Source organism: Salmonella sp. SAL04196 (genome assembly GCF_046550835.1).
GTDB lineage: Bacteria > Pseudomonadota > Gammaproteobacteria > Enterobacterales > Enterobacteriaceae > Salmonella > Salmonella enterica.
On record NZ_JBGDXE010000013.1, the window covers coordinates 1 to 21730 of the forward strand.

Annotated in this window: 16 protein-coding genes, 5 pseudogenes and 1 riboswitch; of the genes and pseudogenes, 12 read left to right on the top strand and 9 right to left on the bottom strand. The window is 52.1% G+C overall.

The window, feature by feature from the left end:
• From tuf to ACLJPE_RS22670, 10 genes and pseudogenes are all read left to right on the top strand, one after another.
• Nucleotides 1–261, top strand: a pseudogene (gene tuf / locus ACLJPE_RS22625) (elongation factor Tu); the annotation flags it as partial.
• Between the two features lie 229 nt (nt 262–490).
• Nucleotides 491–874, top strand: coding sequence for a preprotein translocase subunit SecE (gene secE / locus ACLJPE_RS22630; protein ID WP_001275691.1), 384 nt, complete (start codon nt 491–493; stop codon nt 872–874).
• Between the two features lies 1 nt (nt 875).
• A complete protein-coding gene (nusG, locus tag ACLJPE_RS22635; protein ID WP_001287521.1) occupies nt 876–1421 on the top strand; it encodes a transcription termination/antitermination protein NusG in 546 nt (181 codons plus the stop codon).
• Between the two features lie 157 nt (nt 1422–1578).
• A complete protein-coding gene (gene rplK / locus ACLJPE_RS22640; RefSeq protein ID WP_001085925.1) occupies nt 1579–2007 on the top strand; it encodes a 50S ribosomal protein L11 in 429 nt (142 codons plus the stop codon).
• 3 nt (nt 2008–2010) lie between these two features.
• A complete protein-coding gene (gene rplA / locus ACLJPE_RS22645) occupies nt 2011–2715 on the top strand; it encodes a 50S ribosomal protein L1 (RefSeq protein ID WP_001096676.1) in 705 nt (234 codons plus the stop codon).
• Between the two features lie 419 nt (nt 2716–3134).
• On the top strand, nt 3135–3632 hold the full coding sequence (rplJ, locus tag ACLJPE_RS22650; RefSeq protein ID WP_001207203.1) for a 50S ribosomal protein L10: 498 nt from the start codon (nt 3135–3137) through the stop codon (nt 3630–3632).
• Nucleotides 3633–3698: 66 nt separating this feature from the next.
• Nucleotides 3699–4064, top strand: coding sequence for a 50S ribosomal protein L7/L12 (gene rplL / locus ACLJPE_RS22655; RefSeq protein ID WP_000028882.1), 366 nt, complete (start codon nt 3699–3701; stop codon nt 4062–4064).
• 317 nt (nt 4065–4381) lie between these two features.
• The gene (gene rpoB / locus ACLJPE_RS22660; protein ID WP_023136951.1) at nt 4382–8410 is read left to right on the top strand and encodes a DNA-directed RNA polymerase subunit beta; all 4029 of its coding nucleotides are present in this window, start codon (nt 4382–4384) and stop codon (nt 8408–8410) included.
• A gap of 76 nt (nt 8411–8486) precedes the next feature.
• A complete protein-coding gene (gene rpoC / locus ACLJPE_RS22665) occupies nt 8487–12710 on the top strand; it encodes a DNA-directed RNA polymerase subunit beta' (protein ID WP_000653963.1) in 4224 nt (1407 codons plus the stop codon).
• 82 nt (nt 12711–12792) lie between these two features.
• A pseudogene (locus tag ACLJPE_RS22670) lies at nt 12793–13070 on the top strand (hypothetical protein).
• A gap of 1 nt (nt 13071) precedes the next feature.
• On the opposite strand, the pseudogene ACLJPE_RS22675 reads toward ACLJPE_RS22670, so the two are convergent.
• Nucleotides 13072–13415 (bottom strand): annotated as a pseudogene (locus ACLJPE_RS22675) (cytoplasmic protein).
• Nucleotides 13416–13795: 380 nt separating this feature from the next.
• On the opposite strand from ACLJPE_RS22675, the gene ACLJPE_RS22680 reads away from it, so the two are divergent.
• On the top strand, nt 13796–14824 hold the full coding sequence (locus tag ACLJPE_RS22680; protein WP_023233074.1) for a type III secretion system effector arginine glycosyltransferase SseK1: 1029 nt from the start codon (nt 13796–13798) through the stop codon (nt 14822–14824).
• 233 nt (nt 14825–15057) lie between these two features.
• Here ACLJPE_RS22680 and ACLJPE_RS22685 read toward each other — a convergent pair.
• A pseudogene (locus ACLJPE_RS22685) lies at nt 15058–15165 on the bottom strand (IS481 family transposase); the annotation flags it as partial.
• Between ACLJPE_RS22685 and ACLJPE_RS22690 the strand changes: the two are divergent.
• Nucleotides 15148–15332, top strand: a pseudogene (locus tag ACLJPE_RS22690) (hypothetical protein); the annotation flags it as partial. The pseudogenes ACLJPE_RS22685 and ACLJPE_RS22690 overlap by 18 nt on opposite strands.
• Before the next feature lie 153 nt (nt 15333–15485).
• Here the strand turns inward: ACLJPE_RS22690 and thiH are convergent.
• The 7 genes from thiH to rsd all read right to left on the bottom strand — a co-directional run bounded on the left by thiH (nt 15486) and on the right by rsd (nt 21702).
• Nucleotides 15486–16619, bottom strand: a complete 1134-nt coding sequence (thiH, locus tag ACLJPE_RS22695) for a 2-iminoacetate synthase ThiH (protein WP_001609472.1) — start codon at nt 16617–16619, stop codon at nt 15486–15488.
• Nucleotides 16616–17386: a thiazole synthase gene (gene thiG, locus ACLJPE_RS22700; RefSeq protein ID WP_000944126.1), complete on the bottom strand. Its 771-nt coding sequence runs from the start codon at nt 17384–17386 to the stop codon at nt 16616–16618. Before thiG ends, thiH begins: the two co-directional genes overlap by 4 nt.
• A 1-nt stretch (nt 17387) precedes the next feature.
• Entirely contained in the window at nt 17388–17588 is a 201-nt protein-coding gene (gene thiS, locus ACLJPE_RS22705; RefSeq protein WP_001166828.1) for a sulfur carrier protein ThiS, read from the bottom strand.
• A complete protein-coding gene (locus tag ACLJPE_RS22710; protein WP_000999766.1) occupies nt 17569–18327 on the bottom strand; it encodes a HesA/MoeB/ThiF family protein in 759 nt (252 codons plus the stop codon). Before ACLJPE_RS22710 ends, thiS begins: the two co-directional genes overlap by 20 nt.
• Nucleotides 18320–18955 carry a thiamine phosphate synthase gene (thiE, locus tag ACLJPE_RS22715; RefSeq protein WP_000284625.1) on the bottom strand — a complete coding sequence of 212 codons (636 nt, stop codon included), beginning with the start codon at nt 18953–18955 and terminating at the stop codon, nt 18320–18322. The genes ACLJPE_RS22710 and thiE overlap by 8 nt, the downstream gene beginning before the upstream one ends.
• Nucleotides 18955–20850: a phosphomethylpyrimidine synthase ThiC gene (gene thiC / locus ACLJPE_RS22720; protein WP_023214836.1), complete on the bottom strand. Its 1896-nt coding sequence runs from the start codon at nt 20848–20850 to the stop codon at nt 18955–18957. Before thiC ends, thiE begins: the two co-directional genes overlap by 1 nt.
• Nucleotides 20851–20936: 86 nt before the next feature.
• Nucleotides 20937–21158, bottom strand: a riboswitch (TPP riboswitch).
• Nucleotides 21159–21213: 55 nt separating this feature from the next.
• On the bottom strand, nt 21214–21702 hold the full coding sequence (gene rsd / locus ACLJPE_RS22725; RefSeq protein ID WP_000934317.1) for a sigma D regulator: 489 nt from the start codon (nt 21700–21702) through the stop codon (nt 21214–21216).
• Nucleotides 21703–21730 lie beyond the last annotated feature (28 nt).

Sequence of the window (21730 nt, forward strand, 5' to 3'; positions counted from 1 at the left end):
GTGTACATTCTGTCCAAAGATGAAGGCGGCCGTCATACTCCGTTCTTCAAAGGCTACCGTCCGCAGTTCTACTTCCGCACTACTGACGTGACTGGTACCATCGAACTGCCGGAAGGCGTAGAGATGGTAATGCCGGGCGACAACATCAAAATGGTTGTTACCCTGATCCACCCGATCGCAATGGACGACGGTCTGCGTTTCGCAATCCGTGAAGGCGGCCGTACCGTTGGCGCGGGCGTTGTTGCTAAAGTTCTCGGCTAATCGCTGATAACATTTGACGCAATGCGCAATAAAAGGGCATCATTTGATGCCCTTTTTGCACGCTTTCACACCAGAACCTGGCTCATCAGTGATTTTATTTGTCATAATCATTGCTGAGACAGGCTCTGTAGAGGGCGTATAATCCGAAAGGCGAATAAGCGTTTCGATTTGGATTGCCTCGCGATTGCGGGGTGAAAATGTTTGTAGAATACTTCTGACAGGTTGGTTTATGAGTGCGAATACCGAAGCTCAAGGGAGCGGGCGCGGCCTGGAAGCGATGAAGTGGATAGTTGTTGCCATATTGCTGATCGTCGCAATCGTCGGCAACTACCTCTATCGCGACATGATGCTGCCGCTGCGTGCGCTGGCCGTAGTAATTCTGATTGCTGCAGCGGGTGGTGTCGCGCTGTTGACGACAAAAGGTAAAGCAACCGTTGCTTTTGCCCGTGAAGCGAGAACCGAAGTCCGTAAGGTCATTTGGCCGACTCGCCAGGAAACGCTGCACACCACGCTGATCGTCGCTGCGGTTACCGCAGTTATGTCACTGATCCTGTGGGGACTGGATGGTATTCTGGTTCGCCTGGTATCCTTTATCACTGGCCTGAGGTTCTGAGATGTCTGAAGCACCTAAAAAGCGCTGGTACGTCGTTCAGGCGTTTTCCGGTTTTGAAGGCCGCGTAGCCACATCGCTGCGCGAGCATATCAAATTACACAATATGGAAGAGCTGTTTGGCGAAGTCATGGTGCCGACTGAAGAAGTCGTTGAGATCCGTGGCGGCCAGCGTCGCAAAAGCGAACGCAAATTCTTCCCGGGTTACGTTCTGGTCCAGATGGTCATGAACGACGCAAGCTGGCACCTGGTGCGCAGCGTGCCGCGTGTGATGGGCTTTATCGGCGGTACGTCAGACCGTCCGGCGCCGATCAGCGACAAAGAAGTCGATGCGATCATGAACCGCCTGCAGCAGGTTGGCGATAAGCCGCGGCCGAAAACTCTGTTTGAACCGGGTGAAATGGTTCGTGTTAACGACGGTCCGTTCGCAGACTTTAACGGCGTTGTCGAAGAAGTCGATTATGAGAAGTCTCGCCTGAAAGTGTCTGTTTCTATCTTCGGTCGTGCGACCCCGGTAGAGCTGGACTTCAGCCAGGTTGAGAAAGCGTAAGGCTGCGATCAAAAAAGCAGCGATCTAATCGTTGCATAGGGCGCGAAATTGACATACAATTTCGCGCCTTTTGTTTTTATGGGCCTTATGCCCATAAAGCGATATTTATCACGGGGAGCTTCTTTGAAGCGATACTACCCAATTCGAGGAATTTAGAATGGCTAAGAAAGTACAAGCCTACGTCAAGCTGCAGGTTGCAGCTGGTATGGCGAACCCGAGTCCGCCGGTTGGTCCAGCACTGGGTCAGCAGGGTGTGAACATCATGGAATTCTGCAAAGCGTTCAACGCAAAAACGGATTCCATCGAAAAAGGTCTGCCGATTCCGGTTGTTATTACCGTTTACGCTGACCGTTCTTTCACCTTCGTTACCAAAACGCCTCCGGCAGCTGTTCTGCTGAAAAAAGCGGCTGGTATCAAGTCTGGTTCCGGCAAGCCGAACAAAGACAAAGTAGGTAAAATTTCCCGCGCTCAGCTGCAGGAAATCGCGCAGACCAAAGCTGCCGACATGACTGGTGCCGACATTGAAGCGATGATTCGCTCCATCGAAGGTACTGCACGTTCCATGGGCCTGGTAGTGGAGGACTAAGAAATGGCTAAACTGACCAAGCGTATGCGCGTGATCCGTGAAAAAGTTGATGCGACCAAACAGTACGACATCAACGAAGCTATTGCCCTGCTGAAAGAGCTGGCCACTGCTAAATTCAACGAAAGCGTTGACGTTGCCGTTAACCTCGGCATCGATGCTCGTAAATCTGACCAGAACGTTCGTGGCGCGACTGTACTGCCGCACGGTACTGGCCGTTCTGTTCGCGTTGCCGTATTTACCCAGGGCCCGAACGCTGAAGCAGCTAAAGCTGCTGGCGCTGAGCTGGTAGGTATGGAAGATCTGGCTGACCAGATCAAGAAAGGCGAAATGAACTTCGACGTTGTTATCGCATCCCCGGATGCAATGCGCGTTGTTGGCCAGCTGGGCCAGGTTCTGGGTCCGCGCGGCCTGATGCCAAACCCGAAAGTCGGTACCGTAACGCCGAACGTTGCTGAAGCGGTTAAGAACGCTAAAGCAGGTCAGGTTCGTTACCGTAACGACAAAAACGGCATCATCCACACCACCATCGGTAAAGTGGACTTTGACGCTGACAAACTGAAAGAAAACCTGGAAGCTCTGCTGGTTGCGCTGAAAAAAGCAAAACCGAGCCAGGCGAAAGGCGTGTACATCAAGAAAGTTAGCATCTCCACCACCATGGGTGCTGGCGTTGCCGTTGATCAGGCTGGTCTGAGCGCATCTGCGAACTAAGATTAGTCTTTACGTGGGCGGTGATTTTGTCTACAATCTTACCCCCACGATTCTGTTGAAATATAACAGAGCACTATGCGAGTCATTTGAATTGCAGCAAGGCAGCAAGTGAGTGAATCGCCAGGAGCATAGTTAACTATGTGACTGGTGTGAACGAGCGCAGCTAACACAGCTGCGGTTCAAAGGACGAAGTCATAGAAAGAATTTGTTCGTTGGAGCCTGGCCTATCCAGGCCTCCGTCGAAGACCGCAGGCGTCTCGCAAGAGGCTTAATCCCCTGCGTAGACGGTGACAGAACGCTAAGATTATTTTTGATACTCTGGCTTGTTTCTGCTCACCGTATTAAGACGCTCTTCTCGTTGAGATGAGTGAAGTGAGTTCCGGAACATGAGTTCCGGCAAACATCCAGGAGCAAAGCTAATGGCTTTAAATCTTCAAGACAAACAAGCGATTGTTGCTGAAGTCAGCGAAGTAGCCAAAGGCGCGCTGTCTGCAGTAGTTGCGGATTCCCGTGGCGTAACTGTAGATAAAATGACTGAACTGCGTAAAGCAGGTCGTGAAGCTGGCGTATACATGCGTGTTGTTCGTAACACCCTGCTGCGTCGCGTCGTTGAAGGTACTCAGTTCGAGTGCCTGAAAGACACGTTTGTTGGTCCGACCCTGATTGCATACTCTATGGAACACCCGGGCGCTGCTGCTCGTCTGTTCAAAGAGTTCGCGAAAGCGAATGCAAAATTTGAGGTCAAAGCTGCAGCCTTTGAAGGTGAGCTGATCCCGGCGTCTCAGATCGACCGCCTGGCAACTCTGCCGACCTACGAAGAAGCAATTGCACGCCTGATGGCAACCATGAAAGAAGCTTCGGCTGGCAAACTGGTTCGCACACTGGCTGCTGTACGCGATGCAAAAGAAGCTGCGTAATCGCAGTTGTCTTTATCAAGCATTTGCTTACGTATAAACTTATTCTGATATTCAGGAACAATTTAAATGTCTATCACTAAAGATCAAATCATTGAAGCAGTATCCGCTATGTCCGTAATGGACGTTGTAGAACTGATTTCTGCAATGGAAGAAAAATTCGGTGTTTCCGCTGCTGCTGCTGTAGCTGTAGCTGCTGGCCCGGCTGAAGCTGCTGAAGAAAAAACTGAATTCGACGTAATTCTGAAAGCTGCTGGCGCTAACAAAGTTGCTGTTATCAAAGCAGTACGTGGCGCAACTGGCCTGGGTCTGAAAGAAGCTAAAGACCTGGTAGAATCTGCTCCGGCCGCTCTGAAAGAAGGCGTGAGCAAAGATGACGCTGAAGCACTGAAAAAATCTCTGGAAGAAGCTGGCGCTGAAGTTGAAGTTAAATAAGCCAACCCTTCCGGTTGCAGCCTGAGAAATCAGGCTGATGGCTGGTGACTTTTTAGTCACCAGCCTTTTTGCGCTGTAAGGCGCCAGTAGCGTTTCACACTGTTTGACTACTGCTGTGCCTTTCAATGCTTGTTTCTATCGACGACTTAATATACTGCGACAGAGCGTACGTTCTGTGTAAATCGCAATGAAATGGTTTAAGCGTGATAGCAACAGGCATTGCGGAAAGTATCCATTTTCCGGTCAACAAAATAGTGTTGCACAAACTGTCCCCCGCAGGACAGATGGGTCGACTTGTCAGCGAGCTGAGGAACCCTATGGTTTACTCCTATACCGAGAAAAAACGTATTCGTAAGGATTTTGGTAAACGTCCACAAGTTCTGGATGTACCTTATCTCCTTTCTATCCAGCTTGACTCGTTTCAGAAGTTTATCGAGCAAGATCCTGAAGGGCAGTACGGCCTGGAAGCAGCCTTCCGTTCCGTGTTCCCGATTCAGAGCTACAGCGGTAATTCCGAGCTGCAGTACGTCAGCTACCGCCTTGGCGAACCGGTGTTTGACGTTCAGGAATGTCAGATCCGTGGCGTGACCTATTCCGCACCGCTGCGCGTAAAACTGCGTCTGGTGATCTACGAGCGCGAAGCGCCGGAAGGCACCGTTAAAGACATTAAAGAACAAGAAGTCTACATGGGCGAAATTCCGCTCATGACCGACAACGGTACCTTTGTTATCAACGGTACTGAGCGTGTTATCGTTTCTCAGCTGCACCGTAGTCCGGGCGTCTTCTTTGACTCCGACAAAGGTAAAACCCACTCTTCGGGTAAAGTGCTGTATAACGCGCGCATCATTCCTTACCGTGGTTCCTGGCTGGACTTCGAATTCGATCCGAAGGACAACCTGTTCGTGCGTATCGACCGTCGCCGTAAACTGCCTGCGACCATCATTCTGCGTGCGCTGAACTACACCACTGAGCAGATCCTTGACCTGTTCTTTGAGAAAGTCGTCTTCGAAATTCGCGACAACAAGCTGCAGATGGAGCTGATTCCAGAACGTCTGCGCGGCGAAACCGCGTCGTTCGATATCGAAGCTAACGGCAAAGTGTACGTTGAAAAAGGTCGTCGCATTACCGCGCGTCACATCCGTCAGCTGGAAAAAGACGATATCAAGCATATCGAAGTTCCGGTTGAGTACATCGCAGGTAAAGTCGTCTCTAAAGACTACGTTGACGAATCCACTGGCGAGCTGATCTGCGCGGCGAACATGGAGCTGAGCCTGGATCTGCTGGCTAAGCTGAGCCAGTCCGGCCACAAACGTATCGAAACGCTGTTTACCAACGATCTGGACCACGGCCCGTACATTTCTGAAACGGTACGCGTCGACCCAACTAACGATCGTCTGAGCGCGCTGGTAGAAATCTACCGCATGATGCGCCCTGGTGAGCCGCCGACTCGTGAAGCGGCTGAAAGCCTGTTTGAGAACCTGTTCTTCTCCGAAGACCGCTATGACCTGTCTGCGGTGGGTCGTATGAAGTTCAACCGTTCTCTGCTGCGCGACGAAATCGAAGGTTCCGGTATCCTGAGCAAAGACGACATCATTGATGTCATGAAGAAGCTCATCGATATCCGTAACGGTAAAGGCGAAGTGGATGATATCGACCACCTCGGCAACCGTCGTATCCGTTCCGTCGGCGAAATGGCGGAAAACCAGTTCCGCGTTGGCCTGGTGCGTGTAGAGCGTGCGGTGAAAGAGCGTCTGTCTCTGGGCGATCTGGATACCCTGATGCCTCAGGATATGATCAACGCCAAGCCGATTTCCGCCGCAGTGAAAGAGTTCTTTGGTTCCAGCCAGCTGTCTCAGTTTATGGACCAGAACAACCCACTGTCTGAGATTACGCACAAACGCCGTATCTCCGCACTCGGCCCAGGTGGTCTGACCCGCGAACGCGCAGGCTTCGAAGTTCGAGACGTACACCCGACGCACTACGGTCGCGTGTGTCCTATCGAAACGCCGGAAGGTCCGAACATCGGTCTGATCAACTCCCTGTCCGTGTACGCACAGACTAACGAATATGGCTTCCTTGAGACGCCGTACCGTCGTGTGGTTGATGGCGTGGTCACTGACGAAATTCATTACCTGTCTGCTATCGAAGAAGGCAACTACGTTATCGCTCAGGCGAACTCCAACCTGGATGACGAAGGCCACTTTGTAGAAGATCTGGTTACCTGCCGTAGCAAAGGCGAATCCAGCTTGTTCAGCCGTGACCAGGTTGACTACATGGACGTTTCCACCCAGCAGGTGGTCTCCGTCGGTGCGTCCCTGATCCCGTTCCTGGAACACGATGACGCCAACCGTGCATTGATGGGTGCGAACATGCAACGTCAGGCGGTTCCGACTCTGCGCGCTGATAAGCCGCTGGTGGGTACCGGTATGGAACGTGCTGTCGCCGTCGACTCCGGTGTTACTGCAGTAGCTAAACGTGGCGGTACTGTTCAGTACGTGGATGCATCCCGTATCGTTATCAAAGTTAACGAAGACGAGATGTACCCGGGTGAAGCAGGTATCGACATCTATAACCTGACCAAATACACCCGCTCTAACCAGAACACCTGTATCAACCAGATGCCATGTGTGTCTCTGGGCGAGCCGGTTGAACGCGGCGACGTGCTGGCAGACGGTCCGTCCACCGACCTCGGTGAACTGGCGCTCGGTCAGAACATGCGCGTGGCGTTCATGCCGTGGAACGGCTACAACTTCGAAGACTCCATCCTCGTATCCGAGCGTGTTGTCCAGGAAGACCGTTTCACCACCATCCACATTCAGGAACTGGCGTGCGTGTCCCGTGACACCAAGCTGGGGCCGGAAGAGATCACCGCTGATATCCCGAACGTGGGTGAAGCTGCGCTCTCCAAACTGGATGAATCCGGTATCGTTTACATCGGCGCGGAAGTGACCGGCGGTGACATTCTGGTCGGTAAGGTAACGCCGAAAGGTGAAACCCAGCTGACGCCGGAAGAGAAACTGCTGCGTGCGATCTTCGGTGAGAAAGCGTCTGACGTTAAAGACTCTTCTCTGCGCGTACCTAACGGTGTCTCCGGTACGGTTATCGACGTTCAGGTCTTTACTCGCGATGGCGTAGAAAAAGACAAACGTGCTCTGGAAATCGAAGAGATGCAGCTCAAGCAGGCGAAAAAAGACCTGTCTGAAGAACTGCAGATCCTCGAAGCGGGCCTGTTTAGCCGTATCCGTGCGGTGCTGGTGTCCGGCGGCGTTGAAGCTGAGAAGCTCGACAAACTGCCGCGCGACCGCTGGCTGGAACTCGGTCTGACCGACGAAGAGAAACAAAATCAGCTGGAACAACTGGCTGAGCAGTATGACGAACTGAAACACGAGTTCGAGAAAAAACTTGAAGCGAAGCGCCGTAAAATCACCCAGGGCGACGATCTGGCGCCGGGCGTGCTGAAGATCGTGAAGGTCTATCTGGCCGTTAAACGCCGTATCCAGCCGGGTGATAAGATGGCAGGTCGTCACGGTAACAAGGGTGTTATCTCTAAGATCAACCCGATCGAAGACATGCCTTACGATGAAAACGGCACGCCGGTAGACATCGTACTGAACCCGCTGGGCGTACCGTCTCGTATGAACATTGGTCAGATTCTGGAAACCCACCTGGGTATGGCTGCGAAAGGTATTGGCGACAAGATTAACGCCATGCTGAAACAGCAGCAGGAAGTCGCGAAACTGCGCGAATTCATCCAGCGTGCCTACGATCTGGGCGCCGACGTTCGTCAGAAAGTCGACCTGAGCTCCTTCAGCGATGATGAAGTGCTGCGTCTGGCAGAAAACCTGCGTAAAGGTATGCCGATTGCCACACCAGTGTTTGACGGTGCGAAAGAAGCGGAAATCAAAGAGCTGCTGAAACTGGGCGATCTGCCGACCTCCGGTCAGATCACCCTGTTCGATGGCCGTACGGGTGAACAGTTCGAACGTCCGGTAACCGTCGGTTACATGTACATGCTGAAACTGAACCACCTGGTTGATGACAAGATGCATGCGCGTTCTACCGGTTCTTACAGCCTGGTTACTCAGCAGCCGCTGGGTGGTAAGGCGCAGTTCGGTGGTCAGCGCTTCGGGGAGATGGAAGTGTGGGCGCTGGAAGCTTACGGCGCCGCCTACACCCTGCAGGAAATGCTCACCGTTAAGTCTGATGACGTGAACGGCCGTACTAAGATGTATAAGAACATCGTGGACGGCAACCATCAGATGGAACCGGGTATGCCGGAATCCTTCAACGTTCTGTTGAAAGAGATCCGCTCGCTGGGCATCAACATCGAACTGGAAGACGAGTAATTCTCGCTCAAACAGGTCACTGGTGTCGGGGTAAAACCCGACACCAGATTGTGCTAACTCCGACGGGAGCAAATCCGTGAAAGATTTATTAAAGTTTCTGAAAGCGCAGACTAAAACCGAAGAGTTTGATGCGATCAAAATTGCTCTGGCTTCGCCAGACATGATCCGTTCATGGTCTTTCGGTGAAGTTAAAAAGCCGGAAACCATCAACTACCGTACGTTCAAACCTGAGCGTGACGGCCTTTTCTGCGCCCGTATCTTTGGGCCGGTAAAAGACTACGAGTGCCTGTGCGGTAAGTACAAGCGCCTGAAACACCGTGGTGTTATTTGTGAGAAGTGCGGCGTTGAAGTGACCCAGACCAAAGTACGCCGTGAGCGTATGGGCCACATCGAGCTGGCGTCTCCGACTGCTCACATCTGGTTCCTGAAATCGCTGCCGTCCCGTATCGGTCTGCTGCTCGATATGCCGTTGCGCGATATCGAACGCGTACTGTACTTCGAATCTTATGTGGTTATCGAAGGCGGTATGACCAACCTGGAACGTCAACAGATCCTGACTGAAGAGCAGTATCTGGACGCGCTGGAAGAGTTCGGTGACGAATTCGACGCGAAGATGGGTGCGGAAGCTATCCAGGCCCTGCTGAAGAGCATGGATCTGGAGCAAGAGTGTGAAACTCTGCGCGAAGAGCTGAACGAAACCAACTCCGAAACCAAGCGTAAGAAGCTGACCAAGCGTATCAAACTGCTGGAAGCCTTCGTACAGTCTGGCAACAAGCCAGAGTGGATGATCCTGACCGTTCTGCCGGTTCTGCCGCCAGATCTGCGTCCGCTGGTTCCGCTGGATGGTGGTCGTTTCGCCACGTCAGATCTGAACGATCTGTATCGTCGCGTCATTAACCGTAACAACCGTCTGAAGCGTCTGCTGGATCTGGCTGCGCCGGACATCATCGTACGTAACGAAAAACGTATGCTGCAGGAAGCGGTTGACGCCCTGCTGGATAACGGTCGTCGCGGTCGTGCGATCACCGGTTCTAACAAGCGTCCTCTGAAATCTTTGGCCGACATGATCAAAGGTAAACAGGGTCGTTTCCGTCAGAACCTGCTCGGTAAGCGTGTTGACTACTCCGGTCGTTCTGTTATCACCGTAGGTCCATACCTGCGTCTGCATCAGTGCGGTCTGCCGAAGAAAATGGCGCTGGAGCTGTTCAAACCGTTCATCTACGGCAAGCTGGAACTGCGTGGTCTGGCCACCACCATCAAAGCCGCGAAGAAAATGGTTGAGCGTGAAGAAGCTGTCGTTTGGGATATCCTGGACGAAGTGATCCGCGAACACCCGGTACTGCTGAACCGTGCGCCGACTCTGCACCGTTTGGGTATCCAGGCATTCGAACCGGTACTGATCGAAGGTAAAGCTATCCAGCTGCACCCGCTGGTCTGTGCGGCCTATAACGCCGACTTCGATGGTGACCAGATGGCTGTTCACGTACCGCTGACGCTGGAAGCCCAGCTGGAAGCGCGTGCGCTGATGATGTCCACCAACAACATCCTGTCTCCGGCGAACGGCGAACCTATCATCGTTCCGTCTCAGGACGTGGTACTGGGTCTGTACTACATGACCCGTGACTGTGTTAACGCCAAAGGCGAAGGCATGGTGCTGACTGGCCCGAAAGAAGCTGAGCGTATCTATCGCGCAGGTCTGGCCTCTCTGCATGCGCGCGTTAAAGTGCGTATCACTGAATATGAAAAAGATGAAAACGGCGAATTTGTTGCGCACACCAGCCTGAAAGACACGACCGTTGGTCGCGCCATTCTGTGGATGATCGTACCGAAAGGTCTGCCTTTCTCCATCGTCAACCAGGCGCTGGGCAAGAAAGCGATCTCCAAAATGCTGAACACTTGCTACCGTATTCTGGGTCTGAAACCGACCGTTATTTTTGCGGACCAGACGATGTACACCGGCTTTGCTTATGCAGCGCGTTCAGGTGCGTCCGTTGGTATTGATGACATGGTCATCCCGGAGAAAAAACACGAGATCATCTCTGAGGCGGAAGCTGAAGTTGCTGAGATCCAGGAGCAGTTCCAGTCCGGTCTGGTAACCGCTGGCGAACGCTATAACAAAGTTATCGATATCTGGGCTGCGGCGAACGATCGTGTATCCAAAGCGATGATGGATAACCTGCAAACCGAAACCGTGATTAACCGTGACGGCCAGGAAGAGCAGCAGGTTTCCTTCAACAGCATCTACATGATGGCCGACTCCGGTGCGCGTGGTTCTGCGGCACAGATTCGTCAGCTGGCCGGTATGCGTGGTCTGATGGCGAAGCCAGATGGCTCCATCATCGAAACGCCAATCACCGCGAACTTCCGTGAAGGTCTGAACGTACTCCAGTACTTCATCTCCACGCACGGTGCGCGTAAAGGTCTGGCGGATACCGCACTGAAAACAGCGAACTCCGGTTATCTGACCCGTCGTCTGGTTGACGTCGCGCAGGATCTGGTGGTGACCGAAGATGACTGTGGTACGCACGAAGGTATCCTGATGACCCCGGTTATCGAGGGTGGCGACGTGAAAGAGCCGCTGCGTGACCGCGTTCTGGGTCGTGTGACGGCGGAAGATGTGCTGAAACCGGGTACCGCGGACATTCTGGTTCCACGCAACACGTTGCTGCACGAACAGTGGTGTGACCTGCTGGAAGCAAACTCCGTTGACGCCGTTAAAGTGCGTTCCGTTGTATCCTGCGACACCGACTTTGGTGTATGTGCGCACTGCTATGGTCGTGACCTGGCGCGTGGCCACATCATCAACAAAGGTGAAGCTATCGGCGTTATCGCGGCACAGTCCATCGGTGAACCGGGTACACAGCTGACGATGCGTACGTTCCACATCGGTGGTGCGGCATCGCGTGCGGCTGCTGAATCCAGCATTCAGGTGAAAAACAAAGGTAGCATCAAGCTCAGCAACGTGAAGTCGGTTGTGAACTCCAGCGGTAAACTGGTTATCACTTCCCGTAACACCGAACTGAAGCTGATCGACGAATTCGGTCGTACCAAAGAGAGCTATAAAGTGCCTTATGGCGCTGTCATGGCGAAAGGTGATGGCGAGCAGGTTGCCGGCGGCGAAACCGTGGCAAACTGGGACCCGCACACCATGCCGGTTATCACCGAAGTGAGTGGTTTCATCCGCTTCACTGACATGATCGACGGTCAGACCATTACGCGTCAGACCGACGAGCTGACCGGTTTGTCTTCGCTGGTGGTTCTGGATTCGGCTGAACGTACTACTGGTGGTAAGGATCTGCGTCCGGCGCTGAAAATCGTTGATGCTCAGGGTAATGACGTTCTGATCCCGGGTACCGATATGCCTGCGCAGTACTTCCTGCCGGGTAAAGCGATTGTACAGCTGGAAGATGGCGTACAGATCAGTTCTGGTGACACCCTGGCGCGTATTCCGCAGGAATCCGGCGGTACCAAGGATATCACCGGTGGTCTGCCGCGCGTTGCGGACCTGTTCGAAGCGCGTCGTCCGAAAGAGCCGGCAATCCTTGCTGAAATCGCAGGTATCGTTTCCTTCGGTAAAGAAACCAAAGGCAAACGTCGTCTGGTGATTACGCCGGTTGATGGTAGTGACCCGTACGAAGAGATGATTCCGAAATGGCGTCAGCTCAACGTGTTCGAAGGGGAACGTGTAGAACGTGGTGATGTGATTTCCGATGGTCCGGAAGCGCCGCACGACATTCTGCGTCTGCGTGGCGTTCATGCTGTGACGCGTTACATCGTTAACGAAGTCCAGGATGTATACCGTCTGCAGGGCGTTAAGATTAACGATAAACACATCGAAGTTATCGTTCGTCAGATGCTGCGTAAAGCGACCATCGAAAGCGCCGGTAGTTCCGACTTCCTGGAAGGCGAACAGGTTGAATACTCTCGCGTCAAGATCGCTAATCGCGAGCTGGAAGCGAACGGCAAAGTGGGGGCTACCTTCTCCCGCGATCTGTTGGGTATCACCAAAGCGTCTCTGGCAACCGAATCGTTCATCTCTGCCGCATCGTTCCAGGAGACCACGCGTGTCCTGACCGAAGCAGCCGTTGCGGGCAAACGCGACGAACTGCGCGGCCTGAAAGAGAACGTTATCGTGGGTCGTCTGATTCCGGCCGGTACCGGTTATGCGTACCACCAGGATCGTATGCGCCGTCGCGCCGCAGGCGAGCAGCCAGCAGCACCGCAGGTCACTGCGGAAGATGCATCTGCCAGCCTGGCAGAACTGCTGAACGCAGGTCTGGGCGGTTCTGATAACGAGTAATCGTTAAATGGTGGAGGGGTATTTGTCCCTCCACCAGCATTGTGCTGGGGCTTGTACATCAAGTTGTTACAGGGAAGGGGAAATGCCAGCAATCATTTCATTATTTTATTTAGTGTTTGGTTTTTTTTATTTACAAGAAAAATTAGGATCTCAAAACTTCTCTCTGGGTTTTTATTGTTTTTGTCATTGAATATATTGCAACATAACCCTCTGCTGATATTTATCTATTGTCTTTTTATCATTGCCACTATTATTATTGGCAGAATAAATACCAGCAAAGCCAAAAAAGAAGTTTTTTATTTTTCAATGCCATGCTGGCTTTTAATTTTATCTGTAATTATAAATTTAATGAATAAATGAATTATTTTTTCATGACTCTTGCTTCTCGCATTATTTGTGAAAACTCATTGTCACTGGTTATATGAATAAATTGTCCAGTTTTTGCATTATATTTTGCCATCGCACAGGGAAGACTATTACCGCCGTTAGCCATAACAAATTTTGCTTTTGTATTACGATAAAGATTGACGCCAGGAATGGGGTCCTGACCGAATGTATAAGGCGTTGGGACAATTACATTATGTTTGTTTGAGAACCACTTTGCTAAAATCCCGTCAACGCTATCAACTGGCGTAATAAAAGTAGAGAATCCACAATACTCAAAATTGAATTTTTTACCATTGGGTTTGTTTTTTTCTGTAACATTAAATCCAAATGTGACTTTAAATTTATCCCATAAATCTAAGTTATTAAAGTCTATTGGCTCGTCATTATAAAATGCCTGCTGTTCATACATTAAATGATAAACCTGTTTTATTGGTTGTTTACGCGGGAAATTTTAAATCATTAAATGAAGCATTTAATTCCATTAAGGTCTTTGTTTGCCCTTATTACAGGAATTATAAATATGATGCCATTTCTGGAATAAAAATAAAGTTAACAAGTTATTTATTTAACTGCTCACTAGTAGGGTATTTATGTATCCACCGGTTAATGCTTAGTTTAGCATCTTTTAGCTGACAGCGATTGCAACGCTAAAAAACATGTGCTAATAATCATCATGTAAAATATGTAATGAAGTAAGCATGGAGCATTTAATTGTTATGATTCCACCATTAAATAGATATGTTCCCGCGCTTTCAAAAAATGAATTGGCTAAAACTGTTACCAACAGGGACATTCAGTTTACAAGTTTTAATGGAAAAGATTATCCCTTGTGCTTTTTAGATGAGAAAACCCCTCTTCTTTTCCAGTGGTTTGAGCGGAATCCTGCTCGCTTTGGGAAAAATGATATACCTATAATTAACACAGAGAAAACCCCCTACCTTAACAATATCATTAAAGCAGCAACAATTGAAAAAGAACGTCTTATAGGTATTTTTGTAGATGGTGATTTTTTTCCGGGACAAAAGGATGCTTTTTCAAAACTTGAGTATGACTATGAAAACATAAAAATCATATATAGAAATGATATTGACTTTAGCATGTACGATAAAAAATTATCAGAAATTTATATGGAAAATATTTCTAAGCAAGAGTCCATGCCAGAAGAAAAAAGGGATTATCATTTACTGCAGCTATTGAAGAAAGAATTGAGTGATATTCAAGAGGGTAATGATTCATTAATTAAATCTTACTTACTGGATAAAGGCCATGGATGGTTTGATTTTTACAGGAATATGGCTATGTTAAAGGCTGGTCAGTTATTTTTGGAGGCGGATAAGGTTGGGCGTTATGATTTATCAACAAATAGTGGGTGTATATATCTCGATGCTGATATGATTATCACGGAAAAACTGGGGGGTATATATATTCCGGATGGAATCGCTGTTCATGTAGAAAGGATAGATGGCCGTGCTTCTATGGAAAACGGGATAATAGCTGTTGATCGCAATAACCACCCGGCTTTACTTGCTGGATTGGAAATAATGCATACTAAATTTGATGCTGATCCCTATTCTGATGGTGTATGTAATGGAATTAGAAAACATTTTAATTATTCTTTAAATGAAAATTATAATTCTTTTTGCGATTTTATTGAGTTTAAGCATGATAACATTATAATGAATACCAGTCAGTTTACGCAAAGTTCATGGGCGAGGCATGTGTCGTAGTGGAAATGGCAATAATCATGCTATTGAATACATAAAATATTGGCATAAACTATCAAGTTTCGGCGAAAAAATATTTGATGCTCAGTTTTCTCTACTACAACGCCACTTTAAAATCGCAGTGCTGTTCAGAACGGAGATATACGGCATTCCTTGTGAAATATGGGAGTAAGAAGAGCTTAAATAATTTAATTGGTTATTAAATAACAATTTTATTTATACAGATATCTGTCAGATTACATCTGGCTTAAATTTTCCTCAGCCCAGATGCGTTTTCCGTCAAGTAACGTTCCCATCGGCGTTCGGCCGCAACACATTTTTCCCTGATGGGTTCGCCCCTGATTCCCGTTGTTCTGGGGCATCATTTTATGGACAAAAACGATCAGCAGACACGGTTGGAAGAGGGCCGCCAGAGAAATTACAGTCAGGAACGCTGCCCAAAAACTTCAAGTTCACCGCTATTTCGATAATCCAGTGGCCAGCCCTCGGTCGTCAATTACTGATGAAGGGGAGAAGGCTGGGCAAAAATGAGGAAGGGATACTTTGCCCTGGTCAGCTTCTGTTGCTGACGATGACAAAATAAAAAAACGGGAGGTCGATAACAATCTCCCGTTTTTCACATTACGTACTCGCTTGTGAAATACTAATGCGTTTACATACGGGTTCACCGCATTTGCGAAGCGCGCCCCAGCCAACTGTCCCAGTCTTTCCAGACGGGCTGTAACCCTTGCGCGCTTAACGCGCTTGCTACGGCTTCAGGCCGACGGGCATCGTGGGGAGAAAACTGCTCAAGTTCCGGATGATCGTCAGCGTAGCCACCGGGCTGGGTTTTCGAGAAGGCGCTAACGTTGTTGATCGCCAGCGGGATCACGTTATCGCGAAACCACGGCGATTCGCGGGTGGAGAGTGATAATTCAATTTCCGGCGCCAATAACCGGAAAGCGCAAATCGTTTGCACCAGTTGCTTTTCATCCATCACAGATGCGGGTTCCACACCGCCAGTACACGGACGCAGACGCGGGAAGGAAACAGAATAGCGACTCTGCCAGTAGTGTTTCTGCATCCACAACAGATGCTCCGCCACCATATAGCAGTCCACCCGCCAACTGTCAGAAAGCCCAATCAGCGCGCCAAGACCGATTTTGTCGATACCTGCCCGACCTAACCGATCCGGCGTTTCCAGCCGCCAGAAAAAGTCCTGTTTCTTTCCCTTCAGGTGATGCTGTGCATAGATTGCCTCATGGTAAGTTTCCTGATAAACCATCACGCCATCGATCCCCAGCGTTTTGAGCTCCGCATAGTTTTCTTGCGACAAGGGCTGGACTTCCATCTGTAATGATGAAAATTGACGGCGGATAGCCGGTAAATGACGACGAAAATAGTCCATGCCTACTTTGGCCTGATGTTCGCCAGTCACCAGCAACAGATGCTCAAAGCCCAGTTTACGGATAGCATCGCACTCCCTTTGAATATCCACCTCATCCAGCGTTTTACGCTTAATGCGGTTGCTCATCGAGAAACCGCAGTAGGTACAGTCGTTGGCGCACAGGTTCGAGAGATAAAGCGGCACATAGAAACTGACGGTGTTGCCAAAGCGCTGGCGGGTAAGTTTTTGCGCGCGCTGCGCCATCGGTTCCAGATAATCGGCGGCGGCGGGGGAGAGCAGCGCCATCAAATCGTCCCGGCTAAGATGCGCTGCGTTCAGCGCGCGCTCCACGTCGGCGGCGGTTTTACCGTTGATACGCAGGCGAATATCGTCCCACTCCAGTTGCCGCCATCGGTCGGTGAAGGTTTTCATGCTAACGCCTCCAGAAACCCGGTGAGCGGGCTGGTGGCGCTGGCCTGCGAACTTTTGCTTCCTGGCACAGCCTGGCGCGCCAGTACTCCCGCTTCTACAGCCAGGCGGAAAGCGGTTGCCATCATCACCGGGTCATCCGCCACGGCAATTGCGGTGTTGACCAGTACCGCATCTGCGCCCATTTCCAGCGCCTGCGTCGCGTGGCTGGGGACGCCGATCCCGGCGTCGACCACCACCGGTACGGTGGACTGCTGGATAATAATCTCCAGCATCGCTTTGGTTTCCAGCCCCTGATTCGAACCGATGGGCGCGCCAAGCGGCATCACCGCCGCGCAGCCGACCTCTTCCAGCCGCTTGCACAACACCGGATCCGCGCCGCAGTAGGGCAGCACCACAAAACCCTGCTTCACCAGCGCCTCGGCGGCTTTTAGCGTTTCAATCGGGTCCGGCAATAGCCAGCGGGCGTCCGGGTGGATTTCTAATTTCAGCCAGTGGGTACCCAGCGCTTCACGCGCCAGTTGGGCGGCGAAAATCGCCTCTTCGGCAGTTTTCGCCCCTGAAGTATTGGGCAGCAGCGTGACGCCCGCTTCAATGAGCGGCATGAGGATAGCGTCGTTGTGCTGACGTAAATCCACGCGCTTCATCGCCAGCGTCACCAACTGGCTGCCGGAGGCGCGAATCGCCTCGACCATCAGCTGCGACGAAGCAAATTTTCCGGTGCCGGTGAACAGATGTGAATTAAACGTTTTGTCGGCAATACGTAACATCTCAACCTCCTGCTATAACGTGAAAAAGCAGGATCTGGTCGCCTTCCTGCACGATATGTTGCCGCCATTGCTCGCGTGGCAGGATCTGCTGATTGAGCGCCAGCGCCGCGCCCGGTTTAAGCTGATTAAGCGCAGCAAGCAGCTCATTGACGGTTTGCCCTGCGGCGCACTGCATCGGTTCATCATTGAACTGAATCTGCATGTTGCCCTCCGCAGACCGGACAGCCGCTGGCACGACGCAGCGCCAGGCTGCGCCACTGGCTGGTTTTACCGTCAAACAGGCGTAGCTCGCCACTCGGCGTTTCCATCCCGCTGAGTAATTTGATTGCCTCCAGCGCCTGCAAAGTGCCCATCACGCCAACAACCGGTCCGACGATACCGGCGGTACGGCAGTTGCGTTCAGGCTCGACATCGTCCGGCCACAGGCAGCGGTAACAGCCTTGTTCCCACGGTGGTGTGAGGACCATTAGCTGGCCGCCAAAGCCGACGGCGCTGGCGGAAATTAACGGAGTGTTGAGCGCCACGCAGGCGGCGTTAATTTCCTGGCGCGTGGCCATGTTGTCGGTACAGTCGAGCACTACGTCGGCACGCGCGACCGCATGTCGGAGCGCCTCGCCTTGCAGCCGCTGTTGGAGCGACACCAGTTCGATATCCGGGTTGAGCCGTGTCAGGCGCTGCCGGGCAACCTGAGATTTTGAACCTGCGATATCATCGGTGGTAAATAGAATCTGGCGCTGCAAATTGCTCAGATGAATGTCGTCATCGTCTACCAGCGTCAGTTTGCCGATGCCTGCTCCCGTCAGATATAGCGCGGCGGGTGAACCCAACCCGCCTAAACCCACGATCAGGACATGACTCGCGAGCAACTTTTGCTGGCCTTCAATGGCGATATCGCCGAGCAGGATTTGCCGGCTGTAGCGCATAAAGTCACGGTCATTCATCGCCGACTCCTGCGATTGCAAGTAACTGTTGCGTAGCGGCGCGCCAGTCGGCGGCCTGGGTGATGGCGCTGACCACGGCAATACTGCCGACGCCGGTCGCCAGCACCGCCGGAGCGCGTTCAAGGCTGATGCCGCCAATTGCCACGGTCGGGTAATCCGCCAGACGTTCAATATGCCGCGCCAACTGCGCCAGCCCCTGCGGGGCGGAAGGCATCTGCTTGGTTTGCGTGGGGAAGACATGACCCAGCGCGATATAAGAAGGCTTAGCGGCGAGCGCGATGTCTATCTCCATATCATCGTGAGTGGATACGCCCAGGCGTAGCCCCGCCGCCTGAATCGCCTCCAGGTCGGTGGTTTCAAGGTCTTCCTGGCCCAGATGCACGCCGTAAGCGCGGTGCTTAATTGCCAGACGCCAGTAATCGTTGATGAACAGCCGGGCGTCATAACGACGCCCCAGTGCGATGGCGGCGATAATGTCCGCTTCCACCTCTTCATCGCGTTTATCTTTGATACGCAACTGGATCGTGCGCACGCCCGCCTCCAGTAGACGCTCAATCCATGCCACGCTGTCCACCACCGGGTAAAGTCCGAGACGGAACGGCACGGTCGGGAAATCAGGCTGGTACATCAGGCCTCCTCCCGCTTGAGATAAATTTCGCCGCCTTTGGCGCGGAAGTTTTCCGACATATCCGCCATGCCGACTTCAATGGCTTGTGCGGCGGCGTAATCACGAACTTCCTGGCTGATTTTCATTGAGCAGAATTTCGGCCCACACATGGAACAGAAGTGGGCGACCTTACCGGACTCCTGCGGCAGGGTTTCATCGTGCCAGGCGCGGGCGGTGAACGGGTCGAGCGCGAGGTTAAACTGGTCTTCCCAGCGGAATTCAAAGCGCGCTTTCGACATCGCGTTATCGCGAATCTGCGCGCCCGGATGCCCTTTGGCTAAGTCAGCGGCGTGGGCGGCGATCTTGTAGGTGATCAGCCCCTGCTTCACATCTTCTTTGTTTGGCAGGCCGAGATGCTCTTTCGGCGTCACGTAACACAGCATCGCACAGCCGAACCAGCCGATCATCGCCGCGCCAATGCCGGAGGTGAAGTGGTCATAGCCCGGCGCGATATCGGTAGTCAGCGGCCCTAAGGTGTAGAACGGCGCTTCATGGCAGTGCTCCAGCTCTTCGGTCATGTTGCGCTGAATCATATGCATCGGCACGTGGCCCGGGCCTTCAATCATCACCTGCACGTCGTATTCCCAGGCGATTTTGGTCAGCTCGCCCAGCGTATGCAGCTCGGAGAACTGCGCTTCGTCGTTCGCGTCCTGAATCGATCCCGGTCGCAGGCCGTCGCCCAGCGACAGGGAAACGTCGTAGGCGGCGCAGATTTCGCAAATCTCGCGGAAATGTTCGAACAGGAAGTTCTCTTTGTGATGCGAGAGGCACCACTTTGCCATGATCGAACCGCCGCGTGAGACAATCCCGGTCAGGCGTTTGGCGGTCATCGGCACGTAACGCAGCAGCACGCCCGCGTGAATGGTGAAGTAGTCGACGCCCTGTTCTGCCTGCTCCAGCAGCGTGTCGCGGAACGCTTCCCAGGTAAGATCTTCGGCGATCCCGTTGACCTTCTCCAGCGCCTGGTAGATCGGGACGGTGCCGATCGGTACCGGACTGTTACGCAGGATCCACTCACGGGTTTCGTGAATATAGCGGCCGGTGGAGAGGTCCATTACCGTATCCGCCCCCCAGCGCGTCGCCCACACCAGTTTTTCCACCTCTTCTTCGATAGAGGAGGTCACCGCCGAGTTGCCGATATTGGCGTTGACCTTCACCAGGAAGTTGCGGCCAATAATCATCGGCTCCGATTCCGGGTGGTTGATGTTGGCGGGGATGATGGCGCGTCCGGCGGCGACTTCATCACGCACGAATTCCGGGGTGATGTTTTCCGGCAGGCGTGCGCCAAAGCTCATCCCCGGATGCTGGTGGCGCAGTACTTCACTGCGAATGCGCTCGCGGCCCATATTTTCACGGATGGCGATGAACTCCATTTCGGGAGTGACGATCCCGTTGCGGGCGTAGTGTAACTGGGTGACGCGCTTGCCCGCTTTAGCGCGTTTTGGCGTCAGCAGGCCGGTAAAACGCAGATCGTCCAGGCCATCGTCGGCCAGACGTTCTCTGGTATAAGCCGAGCTACGGTCGTCTAATTCTTCGCTATCGTTACGTGCGTCAATCCATGGCTGGCGCAGTTTCGCCAGACCCTGCTGGACGTTAATCGCCACCTCAGGATCGCCATAGGGGCCGGAGGTGTCGTACACCGGCACGGCTTCGTTCTCTTCAAACTGCGGGTTGTCTTTGCTGCCGCCGATGAGCGTTGGGCTAAGTTGAATTTCGCGCATCGGTACGCGAATATCATGCTGCGAACCGGTCACGTAGATGCGTTTCGAGTTGGGAAATGCGGTGCCTTCCAGCGTATCGATAAAATGCTGGGCTTTAGCGCGCTGCTCGCGGCGGGTTAACGTTGTTGTAGACATAGCTCATTCCAAAAAATTAAGGACGTGGCTTGTCAGACGACGGATGGAGTAATGGATGTGCGCCGCCCGTAAAGGCAGCAGCATAAAGCAGAATTACTCTTGTTCCCTTCGCAGGTATTAACCTGATCAGGTTCCGCGGATCCCGAATTAACGGTCTCAGCCTTTTCCACTTCATCCTTCGCGCTGCCTCTTCTTTGGCTTCGTCCGCTCACTCCAGTCACTTACCTATGTAAGCTCCTGGAGATTCACCGACTTGCCGCCTTGACGCATCACGAACGCTTTTGTGGAAAATTAGCACTCCGACAAGATAACCGCCCCTCCGAAGAGGGGGCTGAAGTAAACTACCCGTTACTCGCGCAGAACTCAAGCGGGACGTTTGACTCTGGCGCCGTCGTGCATCGCGTCAAACACCAGCATAATCAGCTTGTCTTCCAGTACAAAGCGGGCTTCCAGCGCTTCGCCGATATCTGACAGAGCTTGTTGAAATTCGAGACAATTATCGTGATCGATGGCAGTTTCCAGGCTGGTGTCGTAATAATCCATAATGCGCTGTGTATTATCTTCCAGCAGCGGCCAGATTTTTGCCGCATGTAAAAGCTGACCGTTTCCTTCCAATTTATGGAGAATACGTTCATAAATACTGAAGTGCCCGGCGGAAAGGTAATCGACCAGGCTCTGACAAAAATTATCCAGCGCTTTTTCATTCAGCCGCATGTACGATTCTTTGCCAGGCTTAATGCCAACCAGGTTGTAGTAAGCCACGAGCAGGTGCTTACGTACATCCAGCCAGCGATCGACCAGTTTGTTGCTTCCGCCAACGCGCTCCGTCAGGTTTTCCAGCTGGTTTAGCATGATTGTCTCCGCAAGTTAGATAAAGGCT

Excerpts from the sequence above, each read along its gene's own strand:
- secE (WP_001275691.1), top strand. The coding sequence starts at position 491 with ATGAGTGCGAATACCGAAGCTCAAGGGAGCGGGCGCGGCCTGGAAGCG.
- nusG (WP_001287521.1), top strand. The coding sequence starts at position 876 with ATGTCTGAAGCACCTAAAAAGCGCTGGTACGTCGTTCAGGCGTTTTCC.
- rplK (WP_001085925.1), top strand. The coding sequence starts at position 1,579 with ATGGCTAAGAAAGTACAAGCCTACGTCAAGCTGCAGGTTGCAGCTGGT.
- rplA (WP_001096676.1), top strand. The coding sequence starts at position 2,011 with ATGGCTAAACTGACCAAGCGTATGCGCGTGATCCGTGAAAAAGTTGAT.
- rplJ (WP_001207203.1), top strand. The coding sequence starts at position 3,135 with ATGGCTTTAAATCTTCAAGACAAACAAGCGATTGTTGCTGAAGTCAGC.
- rplL (WP_000028882.1), top strand. The coding sequence starts at position 3,699 with ATGTCTATCACTAAAGATCAAATCATTGAAGCAGTATCCGCTATGTCC.
- rpoB (WP_023136951.1), top strand. The coding sequence starts at position 4,382 with ATGGTTTACTCCTATACCGAGAAAAAACGTATTCGTAAGGATTTTGGT.
- ACLJPE_RS22680 (WP_023233074.1), top strand. The coding sequence starts at position 13,796 with ATGGAGCATTTAATTGTTATGATTCCACCATTAAATAGATATGTTCCC.
- thiH (WP_001609472.1), bottom strand. The coding sequence starts at position 16,619 with ATGAAAACCTTCACCGACCGATGGCGGCAACTGGAGTGGGACGATATT.
- thiG (WP_000944126.1), bottom strand. The coding sequence starts at position 17,386 with ATGTTACGTATTGCCGACAAAACGTTTAATTCACATCTGTTCACCGGC.
- thiS (WP_001166828.1), bottom strand. The coding sequence starts at position 17,588 with ATGCAGATTCAGTTCAATGATGAACCGATGCAGTGCGCCGCAGGGCAA.
- ACLJPE_RS22710 (WP_000999766.1), bottom strand. The coding sequence starts at position 18,327 with ATGAATGACCGTGACTTTATGCGCTACAGCCGGCAAATCCTGCTCGGC.
- thiE (WP_000284625.1), bottom strand. The coding sequence starts at position 18,955 with ATGTACCAGCCTGATTTCCCGACCGTGCCGTTCCGTCTCGGACTTTAC.
- thiC (WP_023214836.1), bottom strand. The coding sequence starts at position 20,850 with ATGTCTACAACAACGTTAACCCGCCGCGAGCAGCGCGCTAAAGCCCAG.
- rsd (WP_000934317.1), bottom strand. The coding sequence starts at position 21,702 with ATGCTAAACCAGCTGGAAAACCTGACGGAGCGCGTTGGCGGAAGCAAC.